Source organism: Yimella sp. cx-51 (assembly GCF_017654605.1).
Taxonomy (GTDB): domain Bacteria; phylum Actinomycetota; class Actinomycetes; order Actinomycetales; family Dermatophilaceae; genus Yimella.
Genome location: NZ_CP072113.1, coordinates 2,477,824 through 2,501,015 on the forward strand (window position 1 = coordinate 2,477,824; position 23,192 = coordinate 2,501,015).

Here is a 23,192-nt window from a genome sequence, read left to right on the forward strand (position 1 = left end):
TTCAGCTCGCCGAGCCGAAGATGTCGATGGAGCCTTCACGCAGGGAGATGATCGCGCGCTTGGTGTCCTTGCGCTTGCCCATCCCGAAGCGGGTGCGGCGGGTCTTGCCCTGACGGTTCAGCGTGTGGACCGAGTCGACCTTGACGTCGAAGATCTTCTCGACGGCCACCTTGATCTCGGTCTTGTTGGCGCGGGGGTCCACGAGGAACGTGTACTTACCCTCGTCCAGCAGGCTGTACGACTTCTCGGTCAGCACCGGCGCGATCAGGATGTCGCGCGGGTCCTTGCCGACGTTGAACTGGCTGCTCACTTGTCGTCCTCCTTGACCTGCTGAGCCTTGGCGCCACCAGCCGGCTCGAAGCCTGCGGCAGCCGCAGCCTCACCGGTGGTGAACCAGACCTCGGCGACGGTCGCGTCATACCAACGCGAACCCTCGACGTGGTACTTCATCGAGTCCTTGTTGCCCTTGACCGTGAACTTGGCCGGGTCGGGCGAAGCGCCGTCCTCCAGCGGAGCGGCCGAGTCGGCACCGAAACCACCGTCGGTCGCCTCACCAGCAGCGTCGGCGTCGACCAGCGCCGCCGGAGCGGTCGCCTTTGGCTCAGCCTTGGCGGGCTTGTCAGCCTTCGCTGCCTTCGGCTCGGCCTGGGCAGCGGCCTTCTCCAGCTTCGCGGCCTGGTTACGTCCGGCCAGGAATGCCTCGAGGGCGGCCTGGGTGAAGACGATGTCGTCAGCGCAGAGCACGTCGTAGGTGTTGAGCTGGTCGGCCCACAGCACGTGGACGTCGGCCAGGTTGCGCACCGAGAGGGTCGAGACCTCTTCGCTGCGGTCGAGCACGACCAGCAGGTTCTTGCGGTCGGACAGACCGGCGAGCAGCGCAGCGGCCGACTTGGTCGACGGGGTCTCGCCCTCGACGACGGACGTCAGCACGTGGATGCGGCCGTGGCGCGCCCGGTCGGAGAGGGCACCGCGCAGGGCGGCAGCCTTCATCTTCTTGGGGGTGCGCTGGCTGTAGTCACGCGGCTGCGGGCCGTGGACGATGCCACCGCCGGCGAACTGCGGCGCACGGGTCGAACCCTGGCGCGCGCGGCCGGTGCCCTTCTGGCGGTACGGCTTGCGTCCACCACCGCGCACCTCGGCGCGGGTCTTGGTGGAGTGCGTGCCCTGGCGGGCAGCAGCGAGCTGCGCCACGACAACCTGGTGGATCAGCGGAACGTTGGTGGTCACGTCGAAGATCTCGGCCGGCAGCTCGACGGAGCCCGACTTCGAACCCGACGGGCTCAAGATGTCAACGGAAGTCATCGGCTTCACGCGTCCTTCTGGTTCGACTTGGCCGCCGTGCGGACCAGGACGACGCCGCCACGGGGACCGGGAACGGCACCCTTGACGAGCAGCAGACCCTTGTCGGCGTCCACGGCGTGGATCGTGAGGTTCTGGGTGGTCTGGCGAACGCCGCCCATCCGGCCGGCCATCTTCATACCCTTGAAGACGCGACCCGGGGTGGCGCAGCCGCCGATCGAACCCGGCTTGCGGTGGTTCTTGTGTGCACCGTGCGAGGAGCTGACGCCGTGGAAGCCGTGACGCTTCATGACGCCGGCAAAGCCCTTGCCCTTGGTGCGACCGACGACGTCGATCTCCTGGCCGACCTCGAAGGCCTCCACGGTGATCTCCTGGCCGAGCGAGTAGTCGCCCGCGTCGGTGGTGCGGATCTCGACGAGGTGACGGCGCGGCGTGACGCCGGCCTTCTCGAAGTGACCGGTCATCGGCTTGTTGACCTTGCGGGGGTCGATGGCACCGAACGCGATCTGCACCGCGTGGTAGCCGTCGCCCTCTTCGCCACGCACCTGCGTGACGACGCACGGGCCGGCCTGGATGACAGTGACGGGAACCAGACGGTTGTCCTCGTCCCAGACCTGGGTCATGCCGAGCTTCTCGCCGAGAACGCCCTTGACGGAGCGCTCAGTCGTGTGGGTCATGAGTCACTCCCCCTTTCAGAGCTTGATCTCGATGTTGACGTCAGCCGGGAGGTCGAGTCGCATGAGCGAGTCGACGGCCTTCGGCGTCGGGTCAACGATGTCGATGAGCCGCTTGTGCGTACGCATCTCGAAGTGCTCGCGGCTGTCCTTGTACTTGTGCGGCGAACGGATGACGCAGAAGACGTTCTTCTCCGTCGGGAGCGGCACGGGGCCAACCACCGTTGCGCCGGCACGCGTCACCGTGTCGACAATCTTGCGCGCCGAGCTGTCGATGACCTCGTGGTCATACGACTTAAGCCGGATGCGGATCTTTTGTCCCGCCATCTTTGTCGCGTCTCTCTCTCGCCGTACTTACTTCTATTACTACTGTCAATGGCCGTCCCTTTCGGGTTCCGGCTCCGACCCCCGCGGTCGGGTGTGTCGCACCTGCTTCGCAGCACAGTGCGCACCTTTTCACCAGTGGCGGGGTGGGGCCGGTCCGTACGGGCCGGGGCTCGCGCGTGCCGTTCACGTCCGACTCGGCCCGGAATTCCGGTCCTTTTCGCCTTGACGTGGCCGACGGTGGTGCCGCACTTCGTCCGGAGAACCGGCCGAACAGATGCGCCATCACGCGACGAGCAACTTGTCTAGTGTGCCACGCACGGCGGATCACGACAAATCCGCTGGAGGTGTGCTGTCTCACGGCTCATTCGCGCGGGTTATCGAGAAACGCCCACGTCATGAGGCGGGCGTTTCTCGATAACCGGCGCGTTTGTACGCGACGGCCTCCCGCACCATGCTCGCGAGGCGGCCGACACCGAGCAGGTCGCGCCAGATCGGTCGGACGAACCCCCAGTCGAGGCTGCGGATGCGATCCTCGCGCTGCTTCTCCTGCCAGACGTCTACACCGCGGCCGTATTTGCTCCGGCCGTCGAACTCGATCAAGACGCGTTCCCCCTTGACGCGGAAGTCGGCTCGGTAGCCGTGGCGCGACTGCGTCCACCGCTCCGTACCCGGGATGACGAATTGCGGCTCCACTTCTATACCGGCGAGCCTGAGCTGAAATGCGGTCAGCGTCTCCCCCGGTGATTCATGTCGTCCGTCTGCCTGGCTCACCACCTGTCGAATGCTCTCGACGGAGCGACAGCGCCCCATTACCGACTCGGCGCGATGCAGCTGCTCCGAATCGACGAGTCCCCTGCGTAACGCCTCATCGACGGCGACCAGTCCCGCTTCGAACGAGAGCGAGGCCAGTTGAAGGGTCGCGATAGCGGGGTGCTCCGCATTGTCGACAGGTTCGAACGCGCGGCGCGGGCAGGCGTGCATATGGAGTCGAGTGCGGCGCTTGGAGCGGCGGTCAGACTTCCGAAAGGTCACGTGGACGGTGGACAGGTCGACGTCGTGCATCGGCAGCCCCCAATGCAAGGCTGCTGACGAATGGCTCGCGACCAGCCGGCTTCCATTGGCCCGTAAGACGGCGGTGAGGCGCATTAGATGCAGGTCCTTCTCATCCTGAGGCGCACGCATCGCGTACCAGCCGCGCATGAGCGGTACCCAGTCGCCGGCAGCCACGCGAGTGCGGACGTCATGCTCGCTGAAGCCGGCCCTGAGCGCTTGGTTCCATTCGATGAGGTCATCCACACACCGAGGATCCGCACGTGTGCGCTCAAGCGCTCGCTGCCGAGACCGACCTGTGGAGATCGGCGCCGCTAAAGCCTCCTGTGGAACTCACACTCCGAACGCGCGGGTTATCGAGAAACGCCCGCATCATGACGTGGGCGTTTCTCGACAGCCCGCGCGTTTGTGCCAAGGACGAACCGATGTGCGACTTACGCTCGACCCCATGGGGGTCGTCGACACACACAACCTGGTCGTCCAATATCCGCGCGTGCGCGCCTTGGACGACCTCACGGTCAGCATCCCGGACGGCATCACCGGCATCATCGGCGTCAACGGCGCCGGTAAATCGACGTTGATCAAGGTGCTGCTCGGACTGCTGCCGCCCACCAGCGGCCAGGCCCGCGTCCTGGGGATGGATCCGGCGACGCAGGGCGCGCAGATCCGCGAACTCGTCGGTTACATGCCCGAACACGACTGCCTGCCGGCCGACACAAGCGCTGCCGATTTCGTGCTGCACATGGCGATGATGTCGGGTCTTCCGCTCACCGCCGCCCGCGAGCGCACCTCGGACGTCCTGCGTCACGTGGGGTTGGCGGAGGAGCGGCATCGTCCGATGGGCGGCTACTCCACGGGTATGGCGCAGCGGGCCAAGCTCGCCCAAGCGATCGTCCACGATCCGAAGCTGGTGCTGCTCGACGAGCCGACGAACGGCCTCGATCCGAGCGCACGGGACGACATGCTCGGCCTCATCGACAAGATCGGTCACGACTTCGGCATCTCCGTCGCGGTCACCAGCCACCTGCTCGGGGAGTTGGAACGCACCGCCGACCACATCGTCGTCATCGACGCCGGCCACCTGTTGCGCTCCTCCAGCACCGCCGAACTCACCCACACCACCGGCGATGTATTGGTGGAGGTGCTCGGCCCACCGGGCTCGGATCGTCAGTTCGGCCAACGCCTCATCGATCACGGGCTCAAGGCCTGGCCGCAGGGCGACAAGGTGCGCGTGCAGGTGCAGACGCCCGAGACGTTGGACGTGATCAGGGACGCCGCGGTCAGCCTCGATCTCGGTCTGGTGCGGGTGCAAGAGGTACACCACACCCTGGAAGAAGTTTTTGCGCAGGCAGGTGCCCGATGAGCCAGTCCCCCGTCGAACAGCGACCGCGCCGCGGCGTCATCCACGACATCGGCTATCGGCCGTTCACCGGGCGGCGCGGGTCGACCGGTGCGATCGCCTGGTCGCTCTACCTGACCTCGTTGAAGAATGTCTTCGGCATCGGACGTACCGGCAAGGCGAAGGTCGTGCCGATCCTGGTGTTCACCGTTCTCATGGTGCCGGCGCTCGTGCTGGCCGGGATCATCGTGCAGCTCGACCGGATGTCGCTCTCGGAGCAGGCCGATCTTTTCGGGCCGCTGTCGAGCTATTACGGCTTCCCCTACTGGATGCAGCTGCCGATCACGGTCTTCGTCGCGACGCAAGCCCCGGTGCTCTTCGCCCGCGATCTGCGTTACCGCAGCATCGTGCTGTATTTCGCGCGTCCGCTCTCGCGCGGTATGTACGTGCTGATGCGACTGGCGGCACTGGCTACCGCGATCTACGTTCTCATCCTGACGCCGTTGGCGATCTGGTACGGCGTCGCGCTGACCTCCTCGCTCGACAGCGGTCAGCACACCAAGAACTTCTTCACGGCCGTGGCCGGGGTCTTCCTGCTCTCGCTCATCCTCACCACGGTCAGCTGTCTGATCAGCGCGCTCACCACTCGGGCGGGGTTGGCGGTCGCCGCCGTGATCGTCGTCCTGATGATCTCCTCGGGCGTGGTCACCGCGGTGCTCGGTGTGGCGTACGCCGGCGGCAACCGCGAGGTCACCCTGGTTGCTGCGGCATTCAGTCCGTTCACGGCCGTGGCCGAGCTCGTCGGGGGCATCTCCGGCCAGCCGATGCCGATCGAACCGCTGGTACGCCCGGGCACGGCAGGCACGATCGCCTATGCCGGCATCTGTCTGGCGTGGATCATCGTCCCGGCGCTCGCCCTGGTGGCTCGTCTGCGCAAGGCGGTGCAGCTGTGAGTGAGCTGCTGCTCAACGACGTCTCCCGGTGGTACGGCAATGTCGTCGCGGTCAACGGCGTCACGATGTCGGTGGGTCCGGGAATCACCGGCCTGCTCGGGCCCAACGGCGCCGGGAAGTCGACACTGCTGTCGATGATGGCCGGGCTGCTCGCGCCCTCGGCGGGCACGGTCACCCTCGACGGCGCGGCCGTGCGCGGCGACGTCGAGGTCTACCGTCGCATCGGCCTGGTGCCGGTGCAGGAGAGCCTCTACGACTTCTTGACCGGGCGGCAGTTCGTGCGGCTCAACGCAGATCTGCACCGACTCACCGACGCCAAGGGTGCGACCGCCCACGCGATCGGACTGGTGGATCTGGCCGACGCCGCAGACCGCAAGATCTCCACCTACAGCAAGGGCATGCGGCAGCGCATCAAGGTGGCGTCGGCGTTGGTGCACGACCCGCAGGTGCTCCTGCTGGACGAGCCGTTCAACGGTATGGACCCGGTGCAGCGCCGGTCGATGATGTCGCTGCTGGCCGGTTTCGCCGACCAAGGCCGCACGATCGTCTTCAGCTCGCACATCCTGGAGGAGGTCGAGCAACTGGCCCGCCAGGTGGAAGTGGTCGTCGCCGGACGCCATGCCGCATCGGGTGATTTCAGCCAGATCCGCCGGCTCATGACCGACCGTCCGAACAAGTACGTCATCCGTAGTTCGGACGATCGGGCGCTGGCGGCGCTGCTCCTGCGCGACACGTCCGTGCGCGGCGTACGCCTGCGCATGGCGAACGCACTGGAAGTGGAAGCGGACGACTACGGCACCTTCGCTCGGCTGATCCCCAGACTCGCAGCGAGCAACGACATCCGCATCTTCGAACTCACCCCGACCGACGAATCGTTGGAGAGCGTGTTCAGTTACCTGGTGGGCCGATGAACGCCCCGATCATCAAACTCGGTCTGCGCTCGCTGTTCGGGCGCCCTCGCGTGATCGCGCTCCTGGCGCTGCCACTGCTGCTGATCGCGGTGTCCGGGCTGCGACATGTCGCCTCGTCCGACCCGATCGACACCGCCGAGGCGGGCGACCTCCTGGGGACGCTCGGTATCGGCATCGTGTTACCGATCGTGACCCTGGTGGCGACGAGCACGCTCATCAGCTCCGAGTTCGACGACGGCTCGATCATCTACCTACTGACCAAACCGGTCTCCCGGCTCGGGGTGGTGATGAGCAAGGCGAGCGTGGTGCTGCTGGCCGTGGTCGGACTGGTCGTGCTGCCGATGATGATCGCCGCGCTGGTCCTGGTCGGCACGCGTGACAATCTGTGGCTGTCGGCAGGCGCGGGCACGCTGGTGAGCGGGGCCGCGTACGTCGGGATCTTCGCGGTTCTCGCAACCTTCCTCAAACGCTCGATCGTCGGCTGCCTGCTGTACTGGCTGCTCTGGGAGCTCACGCTTTCCGGGCTGATTCCGGCCATCAAGTGGACCTCTGCCCAGGCCTGGGGCGCATCGGTGCTGACCCAGTTGGCTGACCTCGAGTTCGCGCTCAAGGTGCCCACCTGGTTCGCCGCGCTGGCTGGCGTCGTGTGCCTCGTGGGTGGGGTGTTCGCGGCCGGCCGACGGCTCGCGTCCACCACGATCTCCGAGGTCTGAGAGCCGGACTCGCTTCTGTGTGACATGCATCTCGGGAGCATGATGGGGTGAGTGACTTCCCAGCGCGTTGATCGTCCTCTACCCGCCTCGGCCGCCGGCCTCCTGCTGCTCGGCGTTGTGCTCTCGGCTTTCTCGCTGCGCACCGCCGTCACCTCGATCACGCCCCTACTGGACGAGGTGTCGGGCGCGATCGGCTTCGGGCCGGCAGTCGCGGGCGTGCTCGGGATGGTGCCCACGGCGATGTTCGCTGCGTTCGGCATCCTCACGCCCGCCTTGGTGCGACGCTTCGGCCTGGAACACATGGCGCTGGCATCGATGGTGCTGGCCACCGCCGGTCTGGTCACGCGCAGCCTCGCCGACAACGTCGCGGTGCTGCTGCTCACCTCTTCGTGCGCGCTGGCCGGGATGGGCATCGGTAATGTCGTCATTCCCCCGGTGATCCAACGCTTCTTCCCGGCTCGGGTCGCAACCCTCAGCACTGCGTACATCACCGTGCTGCAGTTGGGGACGCTGGTGCCGCCGCTGGTCGCAGTGCCTCTGGCGAATGCTCACGGCTGGCGAATCTCGTTGGGAGTCTGGGCGATTGCATCGGCTGCAGCGGTCATCCCGTGGCTGTTGCTCATTCTGCGCTCCGGCCGCAAAGACCCCCACGACGTGCCGGCGAACGCTGCGACGCCGACCGGCAGGATCTGGCGATCGCCGGTCGCGTGGTCTCTGGCGCTGATGTTCGCGATGACCTCGCTCAACACCTACGCGCTCTTCACCTGGCTGCCGAAGATCCTCACCTCCGCCGGCCGTGACGCCGCGTACGGCGGGGTGATGGTGTCACTGTTCGCCGGTATGGGACTGGTGTCGGCGATGATCGCGCCGCAGCTGGCCGCACGACTGCCCAACCCGGCCGTCGTCGTGATCGGATCAGTGGCGATGTTCGTCATCGGATATGCCGGACTGCTCTGGGCGCCGCAGACCGCCACGCCGATCTGGGTCATCGCTTGTGGGCTCGGGCCCACCACCTTCCCGCTCGCACTCACCCTCATCAACCTGCGGACGCGTACCGCCGCCGGTTCGGCCGCCCTGTCAGGTTTCAGCCAGGGTGTCGGATACACGCTCGCGTGCCTCGGACCGGTCGTCTTCGGGCTGCTGCATGACGCCTTCGGTGGCTGGACCGCGTCCTTCGGATTCCTGGCCACCACGCTCGTGGTGATGCTGTTCGCCGGTCTGCAGGCCTCACGTCCGCGGATGCTGGAAGACACCCTGCACTGACCGGGCCCACGACAATCGCGCCCATCCCGATCAGGATGGGCGCGATTGTTGGTCGCGGGTGGTCAGGCGTTGGCGTGCTTGGCGAGCGCCAACCAGGTTTCGACGACGGTGTCGGGGTTGAGCGACATCGACTCGATGCCCTGGTCGAGCAACCATTCAGCCAGGTCGGGGTGGTCGGACGGACCCTGCCCGCAGATGCCGACGTACTTGCCGCGATCACGGCAGGCCTTGATCGCCATCGAGAGCATCGCCTTGACCGCGTCGTCCCGCTCGTCGAACGAGCCGGCCACCAGGGCCGAGTCACGGTCGAGGCCGAGGGTCAGCTGGGTCATGTCGTTCGACCCGATGGAGAACCCGTCGAAGTGCTCGAGGAACTGGTCGGCGATGACCGCGTTGGACGGCACCTCGCACATCATGATCACTTCGAGGCCGTTCTCGCCGCGCTTCAGGCCGTGCTGTCCGAGCAGGTCGATGACCCCTTCGGCCTCGGCGATCGTACGCACGAACGGGATCATGATCTTGAGGTTGGTCAGGCCCATGTCCTCACGCACGATGCGCATCGCCTCGCACTCCATCGCGAAGCAGTCGACGAAGTCGGGCGAGAGGTACCGCGACGCACCGCGGTAGCCGATCATCGGGTTCTCCTCGTGCGGCTCGTAGCGCTCGCCGCCGAGCAGGTTGGCGTACTCGTTCGACTTGAAGTCGGACATCCGGACGATGACCGGCTCGGGAGCAAACGCCGCCGCCAGCATCGAAACGCCCTCGGCAACGCGCTTGACGAAGAAGTCGCGCGGGCTGTCGTACGCCGCGATCTGCTCCTCGATGGCCGCCTTGATCTCCGGCTCCTGATCGTCGATTTCCAGCAGCGCCTTGGGATGAATACCGATCTGCCGGTTGATGATGAACTCCAACCGGGCCAGGCCAATGCCCTTGTTCGGCAGCCGCGAGAATTCGAACGCCTGGTCGGGCGTACCCACGTTCATCATCAGTTTCACCGGGAGCTGCGGCATCTGGTCGAGCGCGGTCGTGGTGACCTCGAAGTCGACCATGCCGTCGTAGATGTACCCGGTGTCGCCCTCGGCGCAGGAAACGGTGACTTCCTGACCGTCGGTCAGCGAACGGGTGGCGTCGCCGGTGCCGACGACGGCCGGGATGCCGAGCTCACGGGCGATGATCGCGGCGTGGCAAGTGCGGCCACCACGGTTGGTGACGATGGCACTCGCCTTCTTCATGATCGGCTCCCAGTCGGGGTCGGTCATGTCGGCGACGAGCACCTCTCCGGCCACGAACTGCGCCATGTCGTCGATCGACGTCAGGCTGCGCACCGCGCCAGCACCGATCTTCTGGCCGATGGCGCGGCCCTCGATGAGCACCGGGCCGCGGTCCTTCATGGTGAATCGCTCGAGCACAGAACCGGATTCGCGAGACTTCACCGTCTCGGGGCGGGCCTGCACCACGTAGATCAGACCGTCGAGACCGTCCTTGACCCACTCGATGTCCATCGGGCGGCCGTAGTGCTCCTCGATCTTCACCGCGTGCCGCGCCAACTCCTCGACATCGGCATCTGTGATGCTGAACCGCGCGCTGTCCGCCGGATCGACATCGACCGTCTCGATCGTGCGTCCCACCGACTTGTCCTCGGTGTAGACCATCTTGATCGCCTTGCCGCCGATGCCGCGCTTGAGGATCGACGGCTTGCCAGCAGCGAGCGCCGGCTTGTAGACGTAGAACTCGTCGGGGTTGACCGCGCCCTGCACCACTGCCTCACCCAATCCGTAGGACGAGGTGATGAAGACGGTGTCCTTGAAGCCCGACTCGGTGTCGATCGTGAACATCACACCGGAGGAGCCGATGTCGGAGCGAACCATCTTCTGGATGCCCGCCGAGAGCGCGACGACGGAGTGCTCGAAGTTGTTGTGCACCCGGTAGGCGATCGCGCGGTCGTTGTAGAGCGAGGCGAAGACCAACTTGATGGCGTGCAGGATGTTGTCGATGCCGTGGATGTTGAGGAAGGTCTCCTGCTGCCCGGCGAAGGAGGCGTCCGGCAGGTCTTCAGCGGTGGCGCTGGAGCGCACCGCCCAGCTCACCTCGTCCCCGTGTTCGCCCGCGAGCTTGTCGTAGGCCTCGCGGATCTCGGCCTCGAGGTCGGCCGGGAAGGGCTGGTTCTCGACGGCTGCACGGATCTCGGCACCGACCCGGGCCAGCTCACGCACATCATCGACGTCGAGGGTGGTGAGCATGCCGTCGATGCGCTCGGCGAGGCCCGACTCGATGAGGAACCGGCGGTACGCGTCGGCGGTGGTGGCGAAGCCACTGGGCACTCGCACTCCTGCCTTCGACAGGTGTTGCACCATTTCGCCGAGGGAGGCGTTCTTGCCTCCGACGAGCTCGACGTCGTGCATACCGAGGTTCTCGTACCACTCGATGTTGCTGCTCATGGAGGTCCTTCCGGAAGGGCCGCGGACGGTGCGGATCAGTGTGCTCGGTTCAATTTCAGGGTCTGCATGATCACGGCCGCCATCTCCTCGATCGACATCGCCGAGGAGTTGATGAACGGGATGCGGTGCTGGCGGAACATAGCCTCCGCCCGCCGCAGTTCGTAGAGGCACTGGGCCTGCGAGGCGTAGGTGCTGCCCGGACGACGCTCGTTGCGCACCTGGGAAAGGCGGGCCGCCGTCGACACCAGGCCGAAACACTTGTCGGCGTAAGGCGCAATGGGCCTGGGCAGCTTGCTCGACTCGAGATCTTCGGGCACCAGCGGATAGTTGGCGACGAACACACTGTGCTGCAGGGCGAGGTACATCGTCGTCGGCGTCTTGCCGCACCGCGAGGGGGCCAGCAGGATCACCTCGGCCTTCTCTATCGCTCGGAAGCTGGCGCCGTCATCGTGCTCGATGGCGTACTCGACCGCCTGCATGCGGGAGTCGTAGGAGGTCTGGTCGCGCACCGCGTGGGCCGAACCGCCCTTGTGTGCCGCCTCGCGGTGCAGGGCCTCCTCCACCACGTCCAACTGCGAACCGAAGAGGTCGATGAAAGCGCACTGGGTGCGCATCAGCTCGGCCCGGATCGCCTCGTCGGCGACGGTGGAGAAAACCAGCGGAGTAACGCTCTCGGTCTTGGCCGCGTCGAGCATCTCGACGACCTCGCGGGCTCCGTCGACCGAGGTGATGAACGGAATCTTCTGCCGCACGAAACGCACGTCCGGGAACTGCCGCAGGATCATGTTTCCCAGAGTTTCCGCGGAAATGCCGGTGCCACCGGCGAGAAAGTACGCCGGGGTTGGCTCGGCGCGCTCCGCGAGACTCATAGGCGCAACTGTCCCACACGCCCTGTTGCGTGGGTCACCCGGTCTGGGCAACCGCAACCGATGTTCTGACATGGAAAAGGCGGCCGCCCACCGGCGACCACCCTCTCCACAACGCGCGCGATCAGTGGCTGGTGAGGTACTCCCCCGCAGCCAACAGGACGCAGGTGGCGACGCCGTCCATCGCGACCTCGACCTCCTCCAGCGGCGGCATGGTGGGAGCGAGGCGGATGTTCTCGTCGTCCGGGTCGTTGCCCAGTGGGTAGCTCGAGCCGGCCGGGGTGAGCGCGATGCCTGCTTCCTTGGCGAGCTCGACGACGCGGGACGCGGTGCCGGGCAGGACGTCGAGGCTGACGAAGTAGCCGCCGATCGGGGTGGTCCACCGGGCGATGTCGTGCTCGGCGAGACGCTCGGTGAGGATGCGCTCCACAGCGTCGAACTTCGGCGCAATGATCTGCGCGTGCGCCCGCATGTGCTCGCGCACACCGCCCGCGTCCTTGAAGAACTGCGCGTGCCGCAACTGGTTGACCTTGTCGGGGCCGATGGAGCTCAGGCCCAGGTGCTTGAGGTACCAGGTGATGTTCTCGGTCGACGCCGCGAGGAAGGCCACGCCGGCTCCGGCGAAAGTGATCTTGGAGGTCGAGGCGAACATGATCGGCCGGTGCGGGTTGCCCGAGGACGCCGCAAGCGAGATGACGTCGACCGACTTGGTCTCGACCTGCGTCAGGTGGTGCAGCGCGTAGGCGTTGTCCCAGAAGATCTTGAAGTCGGGCGCCGCCGTCGGCATCGCCAGCAACTTCGCGGCGACCTCCTCGGTGACGGTGTCGCCGGTCGGGTTCGCATACGTCGGCACGACCCACATCCCCTTGATGCTCGGGTCGTCCTTCACCAGCGCGGCGATCTTGTCGGCGTCCGGGCCGTCCTCGTGCATCGGCACGGGGACCATCTCGATGCCGAAGGAGTTGAGCAGCGCGAAGTGGCGGTCGTACCCGGGCACCGGGCAGATGAACTTGATCGTGCCTTCCGCCGACCACGGACGCTCACTGTCGACAGCACCGTGCAGCAGGCAGCCCACCAGCACCTGCTGCATCAGCGTCAGACTCGAATTGCCCTGCGCCGTGAGCTGGTCGAGATTGACACCGAGGAGTTCGGCGAAGATCTCACGCAGCTCGGTCAAACCGAGCAGACCGCCGTAGTTGCGGGTGTCGGTGCCGTCCGCGGCGACGAAACCATCGGGAAGGTCAAGCAGACCGTTGCTGAGGTCGAGCTGCTGCGCCGAGGGCTTGCCGCGGGTGACGTCCAGCTTGAGACCGCGCAGTTTCAGCTCGTCGTAGGCAGCGCGCTGCAACTGCATGAAGGCTGCGAGTTCTTCGGTGGACAGGTCGGCAAGTGCCACGGCTGGGGCTCCCCGGGTTGTTGTGGTGGACCAGAACGTGCCCATTCTCGCAGCCTTCTGCCTCAGCAACCGCGAGGGTTCGCGGGGTGAAACGGGCTTCTCGGTCAAGAAGAGCGAGAACATCATCAAGGTGACCCGTGCCAGCGGCAAGGTGCCCTCGACGGCCAAGAAGGTGCGCCTGACGGTCACCAAGAACACCGCCAACTCCTACGCCACCGAGACCGAGATCAACCCGAAGCTGACGATCACACAGGACCCCGCCACCAAGACGCCGGTCGTGAGCGGACGCTACAAGACGGTCGGCAAGGGCACCATCACCACCCTGACCTCTGTCTGCAGCGACGACGCCGGTGTCGTGCACGCTGCGACCTCGCCGATCCCGAAGATCGACGCACCCGAATCGACCGACTTCAAGGTGAAGTTCCTGATGGCACCGAACGGCTTCAAGCCCGCCAAGTGCTACGTCGGCGCCTGACCCGCACCTAGCGAGCATGACGAAGCCCCCAGCCTTTCGGCTGGGGGCTTCGGTTCACCCTGTGCGCCTCACGGCGCGGTGATCACTTGGTGATCTTGGTGACGCGGCCTGCACCAACGGTGCGGCCACCCTCGCGGATGGCGAAGCGCAGACCCTCGTCCATGGCGATCGGAGCGATGAGCTCGACGTCCATTTCGGTGTTGTCGCCCGGCATGACCATCTCGGTGCCTTCCGGCAACTTCACGACACCAGTGACGTCCGTGGTACGGAAGTAGAACTGGGGACGGTAGTTGTCGTAGAACGGCGTGTGGCGGCCACCCTCGTCCTTGGACAGGATGTAGACCGAGGCCTCGAAGTTGGTGTGCGGGGTGGTCGTGCCCGGCTTGGCGATGACCTGACCGCGCTCGACGTCCTCACGCTTGATACCGCGCAGCAGGAGGGCGGCGTTGTCGCCGGCCTGGCCGCTGTCGAGCATCTTGTTGAACATCTCGATCGAGGTGACCGTGGTCTTGACCGCGGCGCCCTCACGAAGGCCGACGATCTCGACCTCCTCGTTGACGTTCAGCACACCGCGCTCGATACGACCGGTGACGACGGTTCCACGACCGGTGATCGTGAAGACGTCCTCAACGGGCATCAGGAACGGCTTCTCGGTGTCGCGCTCCGGCGAGGGGATGGCCTCGTCGACAGCGGACATGAGGTCGAGAACCGACTGGCCCCACTTCTCGTCGCCCTCGAGCGCCTTCAGCGCCGAGACCTGGACGACCGGGACGTCGTCGCCGGGGAACTCGTAGGAGGACAGCAGTTCGCGGACCTCCATCTCGACGAGCTCGAGGATTTCCTCGTCGTCGACCATGTCGGACTTGTTCAGCGCGACGACGATGTAGGGAACGCCGACCTGGCGAGCCAGGAGGACGTGCTCCTTGGTCTGCGGCATCGGGCCGTCGGTGGCGGCGACGACGAGGATCGCACCGTCCATCTGGGCCGCACCGGTGATCATGTTCTTGACGTAGTCAGCGTGACCCGGGCAGTCGACGTGCGCGTAGTGGCGCTGGTCGGTCTGGTACTCGATGTGCGAGATCGAGATGGTGATACCGCGCTGCTTCTCTTCGGGAGCCTTGTCGATCTCGTCGAACTTGAACTCGGGGTTCACGTCCGGGTACGCGTCGTGCAGCACCTTCGAGATAGCAGCCGTCAGCGTCGTCTTGCCGTGGTCGATGTGACCGATGGTGCCGATGTTGACGTGCGGCTTGGTCCGCTCGAACTTGGCCTTAGCCACTGCGGGTCCTCCTGTTGGACTTGGTTGCTGACGCCGGGGCGGCGTCGGTGATTACTTGATTCTGTTGGAAACTAGCGGGTCAACCGATCAGGGACAAATCCCTGAATCACTCGCCCCGGACCTTCTTGATGATCTCTTCCGCGACGTTCCGGGGAACCTCGGCGTACGAGTCGAACTGCATCGTGTAGTTGGCACGACCCTGCGTCTTGGAACGAAGGTCACCGACGTACCCGAACATTTCGGACAACGGGACGACGGCCCGAACGACCTTCGCACCGCTGACGTCCTCCATGGCCTGGATCTGGCCACGGCGGCTGTTGAGGTCGCCGATGACGTCGCCCATGTACTCCTCGGGCGTACGCACCTCGACGGCCATCATCGGCTCGAGCAGGCAGGGGTCCGCCTTGCGGGCGGCTTCCTTGAATGCCATCGAACCGGCGATCTTGAACGCCATCTCCGAGGAGTCGACGTCGTGGTAGGCGCCGTCGACCAGGGTGGCCTTGACACCCACAACCGGGTAGCCGGCGAGGATGCCGAGCTGCATGGCGTCCTGGATGCCGTGGTCGACCGACGGGATGTACTCGCGCGGCACGCGACCACCGGTGACAGCGTTGTCGAACTCGTAGAGCTCGCCCTCGGCGGTGTCCAGGGGTGCGAGCGAGATCTGCACCTTCGCGAACTGACCCGAACCACCGGTCTGCTTCTTGTGGGTGTAGTCGAACTTCTCGACCGTGCGACGGATGGTCTCGCGGTAGGCAACCTGCGGCGCACCGACATTGGCCTCGACCTTGAACTCACGCTTCATGCGGTCGACCAGGATGTCGAGGTGGAGTTCGCCCATACCGCCGATGACGGTCTGGCCGGTCTCCTCGTCGAGGTGCACCGAGAAGGTCGGGTCTTCCTGCGCCAGCCGCTGGATGGCCGTGCCGAGCTTCTCCTGGTCACCCTTGGTCTTGGGCTCGATGGCCACGTGGATGACCGGCTCGGGGAAGGTCATCGACTCCAGAACGATCTGCTCGTTCGGGTCGGACAGGGTGTCACCGGTGGTGGTGTCCTTCAGGCCGATCGCGGCGTAGATGTGACCTGCCAGTGCCTCGTCAACAGGGTTTTCCTTGTTGGCGTGCATCTGGAAGAGCTTGCCGACGCGCTCCTTCTTGCCCTTGGTGGTGTTGACCACCTGCGAGCCTGCCGCGATGCGACCGGAGTAGACGCGGATGAAGGTGAGCGAACCGAAGAACGGGTGCGCGGCAACCTTGAACGCCAGGGCCGAGAACGGAGCGTCCTTGGACGGCTCACGGGTGATCTCGGTCTCCTCGTCGCCCGGCTTGTGGCCGACCATCGCGTCGACGTCGAGCGGGCTGGGCAGGTAGTCGACGACAGCGTCGAGCATCGGCTGCACACCGCGGTTCTTGAACGCCGAACCACACAGGATCGGGTAGACCGTGGAGCTGACCGTCAGCTTGCGGATGCCGGCCTTGAGTTCCTCGATCGAGATCTCCTCGCCACCGAGGTACTTCTCCATGAGCTCGTCGTCGGACTCGGCGACGCGCTCAACCAGCTTCTCGCGGTACTCCTCGGCCTTGGCCTGGAGGTCGGCGGGGATCTCCTGCACCTCGTACTTGGCGCCCATGGTGACGTCACCCTTGGCGTCGCCCGGCCACACCAGTGCGCGCATCTGGACGAGGTCGACAACGCCGACGAAGTCAGCTTCGGCACCGATCGGCAGCTGGAGCACGAGCGGCTCAGCGCCGAGGCGGTCGATGACCGTCTGCACGGTGAAGTAGAAGTCGGCACCCATCTTGTCCATCTTGTTGACGAAGCAGACGCGCGGAACGTCGTACTTGTCAGCCTGACGCCAGACGGTTTCGGACTGGGGCTCGACGCCCTCCTTGCCGTCGAACACCGCGACGGCTCCATCGAGCACGCGCAGCGAACGCTCCACCTCGACGGTGAAGTCGACGTGACCGGGGGTGTCGATGACGTTGATCTGCGTGCCGTTCCAGAAGGAGGTCACAGCAGCGGAGGTGATCGTGATGCCACGCTCCTTCTCCTGCTCCATCCAGTCGGTGGTCGACGCACCGTCGTGCGTCTCGCCGATCTTGTGGTTGACGCCGGTGTAGAACAGGATCCGCTCGGTCGTCGTGGTCTTACCGGCGTCGATGTGCGCCATGATGCCGATGTTGCGGACCTTCTTCAGGTCGGTCAGCACGTCCTGTGCCACGGTGTCTGCCTCGTTCTCTGGGGGCTGTGGTTTGAAAGTTCAGGTGCGGGTGGACGCTCCCGGCGCGCGGAGCGGATAGCTGTCCGCGCACCGGGGAGCAATCACCAGCGGTAGTGAGCGAACGCGCGGTTCGACTCGGCCATCTTGTGGGTGTCCTCGCGGCGCTTGACCGCTGCACCCAGGCCGTTCGAGGCGTCCAGGATCTCGTTCATGAGGCGCTCCGTCATCGACTTCTCGCGACGCTGACGGCTGTAGCCGACCAGCCAACGCATCGAGAGCGTGGTGGCGCGGCCCGGCTTGACCTCGACCGGCACCTGGTAGGTGGCGCCACCGACACGGCGGGACTTCACCTCAAGGCTCGGCTTGATGTTGTCGAGGGCACGCTTCAACGTGACCACGGGGTCGGTGCCGGTCTTCTCACGGCAGCCTTCGAGAGCGCCGTAGACGATGCGCTCGGCGATGGACTTCTTGCCGTCGAGCAGGATCTTGTTGACCAGCTGGGTGACGATCGGCGAGCCGTAGACCGGGTCGACGACGAGCGGGCGCTTCGGAGCAGGGCCCTTACGAGGCATTACTTCTTCTCCTTCTTCGCGCCGTAACGGGAACGGGCCTGGTTACGACCCTTGACGCCCTGGGTGTCCAATGCGCCGCGAACGATCTTGTAGCGAACGCCGGGGAGGTCCTTCACACGGCCGCCACGCACGAGCACGATTGAGTGCTCCTGCAGGTTGTGACCCACACCCGGGATGTACGCGGTGACCTCGATGCCGGAGGTCAGCTTCACACGAGCGACCTTGCGCAGCGCCGAGTTCGGCTTCTTGGGGGTGGTGGTGTAGACGCGAGTGCACACACCGCGTCGCTGGGGGCTGCCCTTGAGCGCCGGCGTCGAGACCTTGGTGGTCTTGTCCTGCCGACCCTTGCGGACGAGCTGGTTGATAGTAGGCAACCTGTTCTCCGTACTGGTTGGTTTATTGTCTGCGCGACGCACGCCGGAACGCGGTCGAACTCCTTGGATTCCGACTCGGCCAAGCGACCCACGGGGTCGGGTGTGTCGAATCGGTGCCCTCCCCCGCACTTCCGCGGCGAACCGATCCTTTCGGACCCGACCGACCGGCGACTGCCCGGCGAGAGCGTGTGACGGGCCTGATGAACCCCGGCCCACCGTTTCCGGCGAACCCGAGGGCAGGGCATAGCCCACGCACGATCGTCAAGACTACCGGCCCTGCCGGGTGTCGACCAAATCAAATCCCTGCACGTTCCGCATCAACCGCAGCAGCCCAGGTCAGGGCTGTGTCGGGTCTGCCAGCCAGGCCGCTTGGTACGGATCGAGCCAGACACCTTCGCCCGTCACGTGCGCCTGCCCGAGGTGGTCGACCACGCGCTGGGGGTCGAGCCCGCAGTCGTGCAGAGCGGCAACCGGAACAACCCTGCGCTGCGCGGTGACGTTGTACGCCTGGAGCACCGTTCCGTACGGGTGCTCCCGCTTCAGCAGCAGGACGCCCGGGTCGTGAGTCATCGCCGGCACCGCCCGGGTGGAAGCGTGCAAGGCTGGCAGCGAGCGCCGTTTTTCGATGAGTCGTCGTAACCCTTGGTAGACCGGGTGGGTGGTGTCGGCCGGCCAGGGCATCCGCGGTCGGTGCACCCACCGGTTGTCGGCCTCGTGGCCTGCCTCCTGCGCCCAGTCGGTGTCGTTGAGCAGCCCGAGCTCGTCGCCCATCCAGATCACCGGGATGCCACCGAAGCCGAGAATGATGCTGTGCGCCAACAGGATCCGACTCACCGCGAACGGGTCGCCGACCTCGAGGCCTGCAAGCGACGCCAGGGAACCGGAGATGCGGGCATCCCCGGTGTCGGGGTTCTCCTGGAACTTCAGACCGCGCGCCCATGAGCCGGGGAACTCCCCTGCGTACCACTGCGACAAGAACTTCCGGTGCTCAAAGCCGCTAAGCCCCAGCGCATTCGCGTCGGCGTCGTCGATGGCCCAGCCGATGTCGTCGTGGCACCGGGCATAGGTGATCCAGCCGGTGGTCGACGGCGTGGCCGGCAGTTGACTGAGTGCGTGCGCCGTCAGGCGGGCGTCCCCGGTGGCCAGCGCCGACCAGATCTGCACCATCAACCCGTTGTGGTACGCCAGATCACTGACCTTGCCGGAGCGGCGTCCGGTGCCGAGATAGGCCACGAGGTCTTGCGGGCCGACGATCGCCTCGGCCTTGAACACTGTTGCCGGACAAGCGATCCGGACGAGCGTGCGCAGCGCCTGGGTGAGCAGGTGCACCTCCGGCTGGTTCTGGCAGTTGGTGCCCATGCGCTTCCAGGTGAAGGCGATGGCGTCCAGCCGCAGCACCTCCACGCCGGCGTTGGCGAGGTACATGATGGTGTCGGCGTACTCGGCGAGCACATCGGGGTTCGACCAGTCGACGTCCCACTGGTAGTCGTTGAAGGTGGTCCACACCCACCGGCCGAGTGCCTCGTCGAAGGTGAAGTTGCCCGGCGCGAAGTCGGGGAAGACCTCCGGCAGCGTCTGCTCATACTGATCGGGCACGGCACGGTCGGGGAAGGTGAGGAAGTAGTCGAGGTACTTCTGCTCGCCCGCCTTGGCCCGCATGGCCCAGTCGTGTTCGGCCGCAACGTGATTCAGCACGAGGTCGAGGCACAGGCTGATGCCGTTGTCGCGCAGCGTGGCGGTGAGTGCGCGCAGGTCGTCCATCGTGCCCAGGTCGGGGCGCACGGTGCGGTAGTCCATCACCGCGTAGCCGCCGTCGCTGGGCTCCGGGCGCGGGGTGAGCAACGGCATGAGGTGCAGGTAGGTGACACCGAGGTCGCGCAGGTGGCCCAGGCGCTGCCCGACACCGCGCAGATCGCCGGCGAAACGGTCGGCGTACGCCGCATAACCCAGCGCATCCGGACGCTGGAACCAATCGGGCTCCAACGACCGCTTCTGGTCGAGGCGATGCAGGTCGTCGCTGCGCTCGGCGTAGGCGCGCGCGGCGAGTTCGACCAGGCGCTCGACAACGGCATCCGGGTCGTCGAACAATCCGCTGACGGCTTCCTGCAGGTCGGGCAACCAGCGTTCGAGACGAGCGACGAAGAGCTCCTGACGGCACGCGGGGAGGTCGGTGATCGCCTGCTCGAAAGTCATGGCTGCACCCTATGACGCGGCCGCACATCTCTGGGACGGGTTCGCGCAGTGAGCGACGCTGCGCGAAACGATCGAAATCGGCGCGAGTTCGGGTGCCTTCGTCATGCGCACGAAGGCACCGAACTCACGCCGATGCTTGGTGGTGCTGACCCTCAGCGACCGCGGACGAGGATGCCCACCGAGAGCGACGGCGAAGCGATGCCGGACGGGTAGGCAGTGGCGTAACCAGCCCCGGCGGAGTTGATTGCTGTCAGGTTGACGACAACGGCCTGGACGCCGGTAGCGGGGGCGCCGCCCCGGCCCGCAACCTGCAGGGTGATGGTGCCGCCGGCCTGCAACTTCGCCGCCGGCACACCGCCGTTACCGCTACGGGTGTCGAGAATGCGCGACGGCGTGACGGTCGTGTACTTGCCGGCGGGGTCGGCGGCGGTCGTGGACGCCGACGACGCGGAACCGACGAAAGCCGAGGTTGCAACTGCAAGCGCCACCACGGCACTGATCTTCTTGAGACCCATAGCGATTCGCTCTCTAGGACGTGGCCGCCGGATGCCTCTGTGCGCCTACCGATCGTTGCCACCTATGCGGCGCTGGGCGTAGAGCCGCGAGGCCCGTGCACGATCAGTACTGGAACAGCCGTGATCAATCGGTGACCTTCGGCTCCTTCGAGCCCCCGGGTCGGACGTCCGGCGTTGCTACAGTTGGCGCGCTCCGCACCCCACCAGAAGTGTTGTCTTGACCTCGACGCCTGCCCCGCCGCACCGGACGCTTTCCCAGCGCGTGCGCGGGCTCATCCCCCAACTGATGCGGTTCGGCGCGGTCGGCATGGTCGGCCTGATCGTCGACGTCGGCGGGTTCAACCTGCTTCGGTTCGCCGGGCCGAACGGTGAGGGGCCAATGTACGACTACGTGCTGCTGGCCAAAGTCGCGTCATCGTTCGCCGCCACGGTCGTGGCCTGGCTCGGCAACCGCTACTGGACTTTCCGCGACTCGCGCCGCGAGACCAAGCGCCACGAATTCCTGTGGTTCGCGATCGTGGCCGTCATCGGCATGGGCATCGCCCTCGGCTGCCTCTGGATCTCCCACTACGCCCTGGGGTTCCGGTCGGTGCTGGCCGACAACATCGCCGCCAACGGCGTCGGTCTCGCGCTCGCCACGGGCTTCCGCTTCTACGCCTACCGGCAGCACGTCTTCAACAACCGCAAGACGCCACTCACCACCGGCGACGCGCTGATTGAGCCGCGGGACTGACGAAGGAAGTCCAGCATGTCGAAATCCGCCGCAGCCAACCGATCAGCCCTGCCGCGCTGAGCCGTCCCGCATGTCGAAATCCGCCGAACTCAACAGACTGCCCGCCGATCAAGCCGGACGAAGACTCTTCACTGAACCGGCCGCTCCACCTGACCGGCCCGGATCTTCTTGCGGTTGAGGCGCATCTTGGCCGCCAGGCCCATCATCTCGAATCCGAGGTCAAGGGTCTTGCGGAAGTCGCCGGTGACCGACGACTCCCCGACCCGCGGCAGGTAGTTGACCGGCACCTGCACGTACTTGTGGCCGCTCATCACCCCGATGAGCAGCATCTCCAGCCCGAAGGCCGAGCCGTCGAGCGTCACCCGTTCGAGCACGTACTCCTTGTGCTTGCGAGTCATGACCCGGAAGGTGCAGCCCACATCGGAGAGGTAGGAGGAGTTGTACGACACCTCGATGCCCTTGGCGACGGCCCAGTTGCCCCAGCGCAGGAACCAGCCCATGTTCGAGCCGTCCCAGATGAAGTTCTGCACGGTGCGCGAACCGACCACGAGTTCGCACTCGGGCAGAAAGGCGAGCAACTTGCGGAGGTCGGCGGGGTCGAACGTGCCGTCCGGTTCGCAGACGGCGACCAGGTCGGTGTCCGCCTCGCGCAGGCCCCGCGTGATGGCCGCGCCGTAACCCTGCCTGGTCTCGATCACTTCGCGGGCGCCAGTCGTGGCGACCTCCTCCGACGTGCCCTCTGCGGCGTTGTTGTTGACAACGATGATCTCATCGACCTCAGGAATCGCCTCGAACTGCCGGATGCATTCGGCGATGCTGTCCTTCTCGTTGTACGTCGGGAGGACGACGGCGAGAGTCTGGCCCTTGAACATTACGAAAGTCCTTGTCAGTCAGCGGGGTTCGCCACGACCAGCATCTGGCCCGCCAGCGGCTTGATCGGCGAGCGCAGATACCAGGGCACCAGGAAGGTGAGGCCCGATCCGGACGACTTCATGGTGAGCGGCATGAACTTCGCGTGCATCTCCTCGACCGCGTAGCCGCGCGACACGAGGTAGTCCGAGAGTGACTGGTCGGTGAAGATCGCGACATGGGTGTAGTCGTCGAAGTAACGGCCTGGGTTGAGCCGGAAGTTGGGCTGCATCAGCATCAGCCGGCCTCCGGGACGCAGCACGCGGCGCGCCTCGTCCAACAGCCTGTCGGACTGTTCGCGGTGCAGGTGCTCGACGAGGTTGGAGGCGAAGACGATGTCGAAGCTGTCGTCCTCGAACCGGGAGAGGTCGGTGCAATCGCCCACCTCGGCCTGCACGTGCGGGGCCGCAGCCTTCTGCACGGTGGCGTCGAGGTCCATGGCAACCACGCGGCGCGCAGCGATCTTGTTGGAGAAGTCGCACCAGCCGGCACCGAGCTCGAGGACGTCCGCATCGGGGTCGATCCAGCGGGCGAAGTGCTTCGCAAGGTGCACCCAGACCTTTTCGCGGTTGGCGTCCTGCGCCAACCGAGTCTCGAAGTAGCCCTTTTCGTAGACGCCGGCCTGCGTCTGCGATTCGTCTGCGCTGGTCACCAGCTGGTCCCTTGTCTCTTGCGCGGTCATGGGCCGATCA

At 65.8% G+C, this 23,192-nt stretch carries 23 protein-coding genes; 7 read left to right on the plus strand and 16 right to left on the minus strand.

What is annotated here, in order from left to right:
* Position 1 precedes the first annotated feature (1 nt).
* The 5 genes from rplW to J5M86_RS11830 form a co-directional block, all read right to left on the minus strand.
* Complete coding sequence (gene rplW, locus J5M86_RS11810; RefSeq protein ID WP_188059240.1) at positions 2 to 310, minus strand: 50S ribosomal protein L23; 309 nt, start codon at positions 308 to 310, stop codon at positions 2 to 4.
* The gene (rplD, locus tag J5M86_RS11815; protein WP_188059239.1) at positions 307 to 1,302 is read right to left on the minus strand and encodes a 50S ribosomal protein L4; all 996 of its coding nucleotides are present in this window, start codon (positions 1,300 to 1,302) and stop codon (positions 307 to 309) included. The genes rplW and rplD overlap by 4 nt, the downstream gene beginning before the upstream one ends.
* A gap of 5 nt (positions 1,303 to 1,307) precedes the next feature.
* Positions 1,308 to 1,976, minus strand: a complete 669-nt coding sequence (gene rplC, locus J5M86_RS11820) for a 50S ribosomal protein L3 (protein ID WP_188059238.1) — start codon at positions 1,974 to 1,976, stop codon at positions 1,308 to 1,310.
* A 15-nt stretch (positions 1,977 to 1,991) separates the two neighbouring features.
* Entirely contained in the window at positions 1,992 to 2,300 is a 309-nt protein-coding gene (gene rpsJ, locus J5M86_RS11825) for a 30S ribosomal protein S10 (protein WP_006946210.1), read from the minus strand.
* Positions 2,301 to 2,693: 393 nt separating this feature from the next.
* Positions 2,694 to 3,596: a hypothetical protein gene (locus J5M86_RS11830; protein WP_188059237.1), complete on the minus strand. Its 903-nt coding sequence runs from the start codon at positions 3,594 to 3,596 to the stop codon at positions 2,694 to 2,696.
* Positions 3,597 to 3,798: 202 nt separating this feature from the next.
* On the opposite strand from J5M86_RS11830, the gene J5M86_RS11835 reads away from it, so the two are divergent.
* The 5 genes from J5M86_RS11835 to J5M86_RS11855 are packed head-to-tail and all read left to right on the plus strand — an operon-like array spanning position 3,799 to position 8,529.
* Positions 3,799 to 4,713: an ABC transporter ATP-binding protein gene (locus J5M86_RS11835; RefSeq protein WP_188059236.1), complete on the plus strand. Its 915-nt coding sequence runs from the start codon at positions 3,799 to 3,801 to the stop codon at positions 4,711 to 4,713.
* The gene (locus tag J5M86_RS11840; RefSeq protein WP_188059235.1) at positions 4,710 to 5,642 is read left to right on the plus strand and encodes an ABC transporter permease; all 933 of its coding nucleotides are present in this window, start codon (positions 4,710 to 4,712) and stop codon (positions 5,640 to 5,642) included. Before J5M86_RS11835 ends, J5M86_RS11840 begins: the two co-directional genes overlap by 4 nt.
* Positions 5,639 to 6,553, plus strand: a complete 915-nt coding sequence (locus J5M86_RS11845; protein ID WP_188059234.1) for an ABC transporter ATP-binding protein — start codon at positions 5,639 to 5,641, stop codon at positions 6,551 to 6,553. Before J5M86_RS11840 ends, J5M86_RS11845 begins: the two co-directional genes overlap by 4 nt.
* Complete coding sequence (locus J5M86_RS11850; RefSeq protein WP_188059233.1) at positions 6,550 to 7,266, plus strand: ABC transporter permease; 717 nt, start codon at positions 6,550 to 6,552, stop codon at positions 7,264 to 7,266. The genes J5M86_RS11845 and J5M86_RS11850 overlap by 4 nt, the downstream gene beginning before the upstream one ends.
* Positions 7,267 to 7,317: 51 nt before the next feature.
* Positions 7,318 to 8,529 carry an MFS transporter gene (locus tag J5M86_RS11855; RefSeq protein WP_208965023.1) on the plus strand — a complete coding sequence of 404 codons (1,212 nt, stop codon included), beginning with the start codon at positions 7,318 to 7,320 and terminating at the stop codon, positions 8,527 to 8,529.
* 62 nt (positions 8,530 to 8,591) lie between these two features.
* On the opposite strand, the gene ppsA is transcribed toward J5M86_RS11855, so the two are convergent.
* The 3 genes from ppsA to J5M86_RS11870 form a co-directional block, all read right to left on the minus strand.
* Positions 8,592 to 10,967 carry a phosphoenolpyruvate synthase gene (ppsA, locus tag J5M86_RS11860; protein ID WP_188059232.1) on the minus strand — a complete coding sequence of 792 codons (2,376 nt, stop codon included), beginning with the start codon at positions 10,965 to 10,967 and terminating at the stop codon, positions 8,592 to 8,594.
* A 35-nt stretch (positions 10,968 to 11,002) separates the two neighbouring features.
* Positions 11,003 to 11,836, minus strand: a complete 834-nt coding sequence (locus tag J5M86_RS11865) for a pyruvate, water dikinase regulatory protein (protein ID WP_188059231.1) — start codon at positions 11,834 to 11,836, stop codon at positions 11,003 to 11,005.
* Between the two features lie 121 nt (positions 11,837 to 11,957).
* Positions 11,958 to 13,274 (minus strand): aminotransferase class I/II-fold pyridoxal phosphate-dependent enzyme, encoded by a 1,317-nt coding sequence (locus J5M86_RS11870; protein WP_188059230.1) that lies wholly within the window; start codon positions 13,272 to 13,274, stop codon positions 11,958 to 11,960.
* Here J5M86_RS11870 and J5M86_RS11875 point away from each other — a divergent pair.
* The gene (locus J5M86_RS11875) at positions 13,267 to 13,704 is read left to right on the plus strand and encodes a hypothetical protein (protein ID WP_188059229.1); all 438 of its coding nucleotides are present in this window, start codon (positions 13,267 to 13,269) and stop codon (positions 13,702 to 13,704) included. The two genes, J5M86_RS11870 and J5M86_RS11875, sit on opposite strands and share 8 nt — an antisense overlap.
* Before the next feature lie 82 nt (positions 13,705 to 13,786).
* Here J5M86_RS11875 and tuf read toward each other — a convergent pair whose 3' ends face one another.
* The 6 genes from tuf to J5M86_RS11905 all read right to left on the minus strand — a co-directional run bounded on the left by tuf (position 13,787) and on the right by J5M86_RS11905 (position 20,858).
* Positions 13,787 to 14,983 carry an elongation factor Tu gene (gene tuf / locus J5M86_RS11880; RefSeq protein WP_188059228.1) on the minus strand — a complete coding sequence of 399 codons (1,197 nt, stop codon included), beginning with the start codon at positions 14,981 to 14,983 and terminating at the stop codon, positions 13,787 to 13,789.
* Positions 14,984 to 15,089: 106 nt separating this feature from the next.
* Positions 15,090 to 17,204, minus strand: a complete 2,115-nt coding sequence (fusA, locus tag J5M86_RS11885; protein WP_188059227.1) for an elongation factor G — start codon at positions 17,202 to 17,204, stop codon at positions 15,090 to 15,092.
* A gap of 101 nt (positions 17,205 to 17,305) precedes the next feature.
* Entirely contained in the window at positions 17,306 to 17,776 is a 471-nt protein-coding gene (rpsG, locus tag J5M86_RS11890) for a 30S ribosomal protein S7 (protein ID WP_188059226.1), read from the minus strand.
* Positions 17,776 to 18,150, minus strand: coding sequence for a 30S ribosomal protein S12 (rpsL, locus tag J5M86_RS11895; protein ID WP_188059225.1), 375 nt, complete (start codon positions 18,148 to 18,150; stop codon positions 17,776 to 17,778). Before rpsL ends, rpsG begins: the two co-directional genes overlap by 1 nt.
* Before the next feature lie 336 nt (positions 18,151 to 18,486).
* Positions 18,487 to 20,343 (minus strand): alpha-amylase family protein, encoded by a 1,857-nt coding sequence (locus J5M86_RS11900; RefSeq protein WP_188059224.1) that lies wholly within the window; start codon positions 20,341 to 20,343, stop codon positions 18,487 to 18,489.
* A 152-nt stretch (positions 20,344 to 20,495) separates the two neighbouring features.
* Positions 20,496 to 20,858, minus strand: a complete 363-nt coding sequence (locus J5M86_RS11905) for a hypothetical protein (protein WP_188059223.1) — start codon at positions 20,856 to 20,858, stop codon at positions 20,496 to 20,498.
* A 217-nt stretch (positions 20,859 to 21,075) separates the two neighbouring features.
* On the opposite strand from J5M86_RS11905, the gene J5M86_RS11910 reads away from it, so the two are divergent.
* Positions 21,076 to 21,591: a GtrA family protein gene (locus J5M86_RS11910; protein ID WP_244328340.1), complete on the plus strand. Its 516-nt coding sequence runs from the start codon at positions 21,076 to 21,078 to the stop codon at positions 21,589 to 21,591.
* A gap of 128 nt (positions 21,592 to 21,719) precedes the next feature.
* Here the strand turns inward: J5M86_RS11910 and J5M86_RS11915 are convergent, their stop codons facing one another.
* Both J5M86_RS11915 and J5M86_RS11920 read right to left on the minus strand, forming a co-directional pair.
* Positions 21,720 to 22,463: a glycosyltransferase family 2 protein gene (locus J5M86_RS11915; protein ID WP_188059222.1), complete on the minus strand. Its 744-nt coding sequence runs from the start codon at positions 22,461 to 22,463 to the stop codon at positions 21,720 to 21,722.
* Positions 22,464 to 22,477: 14 nt separating this feature from the next.
* Positions 22,478 to 23,152 carry a class I SAM-dependent methyltransferase gene (locus J5M86_RS11920; RefSeq protein WP_208965024.1) on the minus strand — a complete coding sequence of 225 codons (675 nt, stop codon included), beginning with the start codon at positions 23,150 to 23,152 and terminating at the stop codon, positions 22,478 to 22,480.
* Positions 23,153 to 23,192: the final 40 nt, after the last annotated feature.

Coding starts and splice junctions, on each gene's coding strand:
- rplD (WP_188059239.1), bottom strand. CDS start 1,302: ATGACTTCCGTTGACATCTTGAGCCCGTCGGGTTCGAAGTCGGGCTCC.
- rplC (WP_188059238.1), bottom strand. CDS start 1,976: ATGACCCACACGACTGAGCGCTCCGTCAAGGGCGTTCTCGGCGAGAAG.
- rpsJ (WP_006946210.1), bottom strand. CDS start 2,300: ATGGCGGGACAAAAGATCCGCATCCGGCTTAAGTCGTATGACCACGAG.
- J5M86_RS11835 (WP_188059236.1), top strand. CDS start 3,799: ATGGGGGTCGTCGACACACACAACCTGGTCGTCCAATATCCGCGCGTG.
- J5M86_RS11840 (WP_188059235.1), top strand. CDS start 4,710: ATGAGCCAGTCCCCCGTCGAACAGCGACCGCGCCGCGGCGTCATCCAC.
- J5M86_RS11850 (WP_188059233.1), top strand. CDS start 6,550: ATGAACGCCCCGATCATCAAACTCGGTCTGCGCTCGCTGTTCGGGCGC.
- ppsA (WP_188059232.1), bottom strand. CDS start 10,967: ATGAGCAGCAACATCGAGTGGTACGAGAACCTCGGTATGCACGACGTC.
- J5M86_RS11865 (WP_188059231.1), bottom strand. CDS start 11,836: ATGAGTCTCGCGGAGCGCGCCGAGCCAACCCCGGCGTACTTTCTCGCC.
- J5M86_RS11870 (WP_188059230.1), bottom strand. CDS start 13,274: ATGGGCACGTTCTGGTCCACCACAACAACCCGGGGAGCCCCAGCCGTG.
- rpsG (WP_188059226.1), bottom strand. CDS start 17,776: ATGCCTCGTAAGGGCCCTGCTCCGAAGCGCCCGCTCGTCGTCGACCCG.
- J5M86_RS11900 (WP_188059224.1), bottom strand. CDS start 20,343: ATGACTTTCGAGCAGGCGATCACCGACCTCCCCGCGTGCCGTCAGGAG.
- J5M86_RS11905 (WP_188059223.1), bottom strand. CDS start 20,858: ATGGGTCTCAAGAAGATCAGTGCCGTGGTGGCGCTTGCAGTTGCAACC.
- J5M86_RS11915 (WP_188059222.1), bottom strand. CDS start 22,463: ATGTTCAAGGGCCAGACTCTCGCCGTCGTCCTCCCGACGTACAACGAG.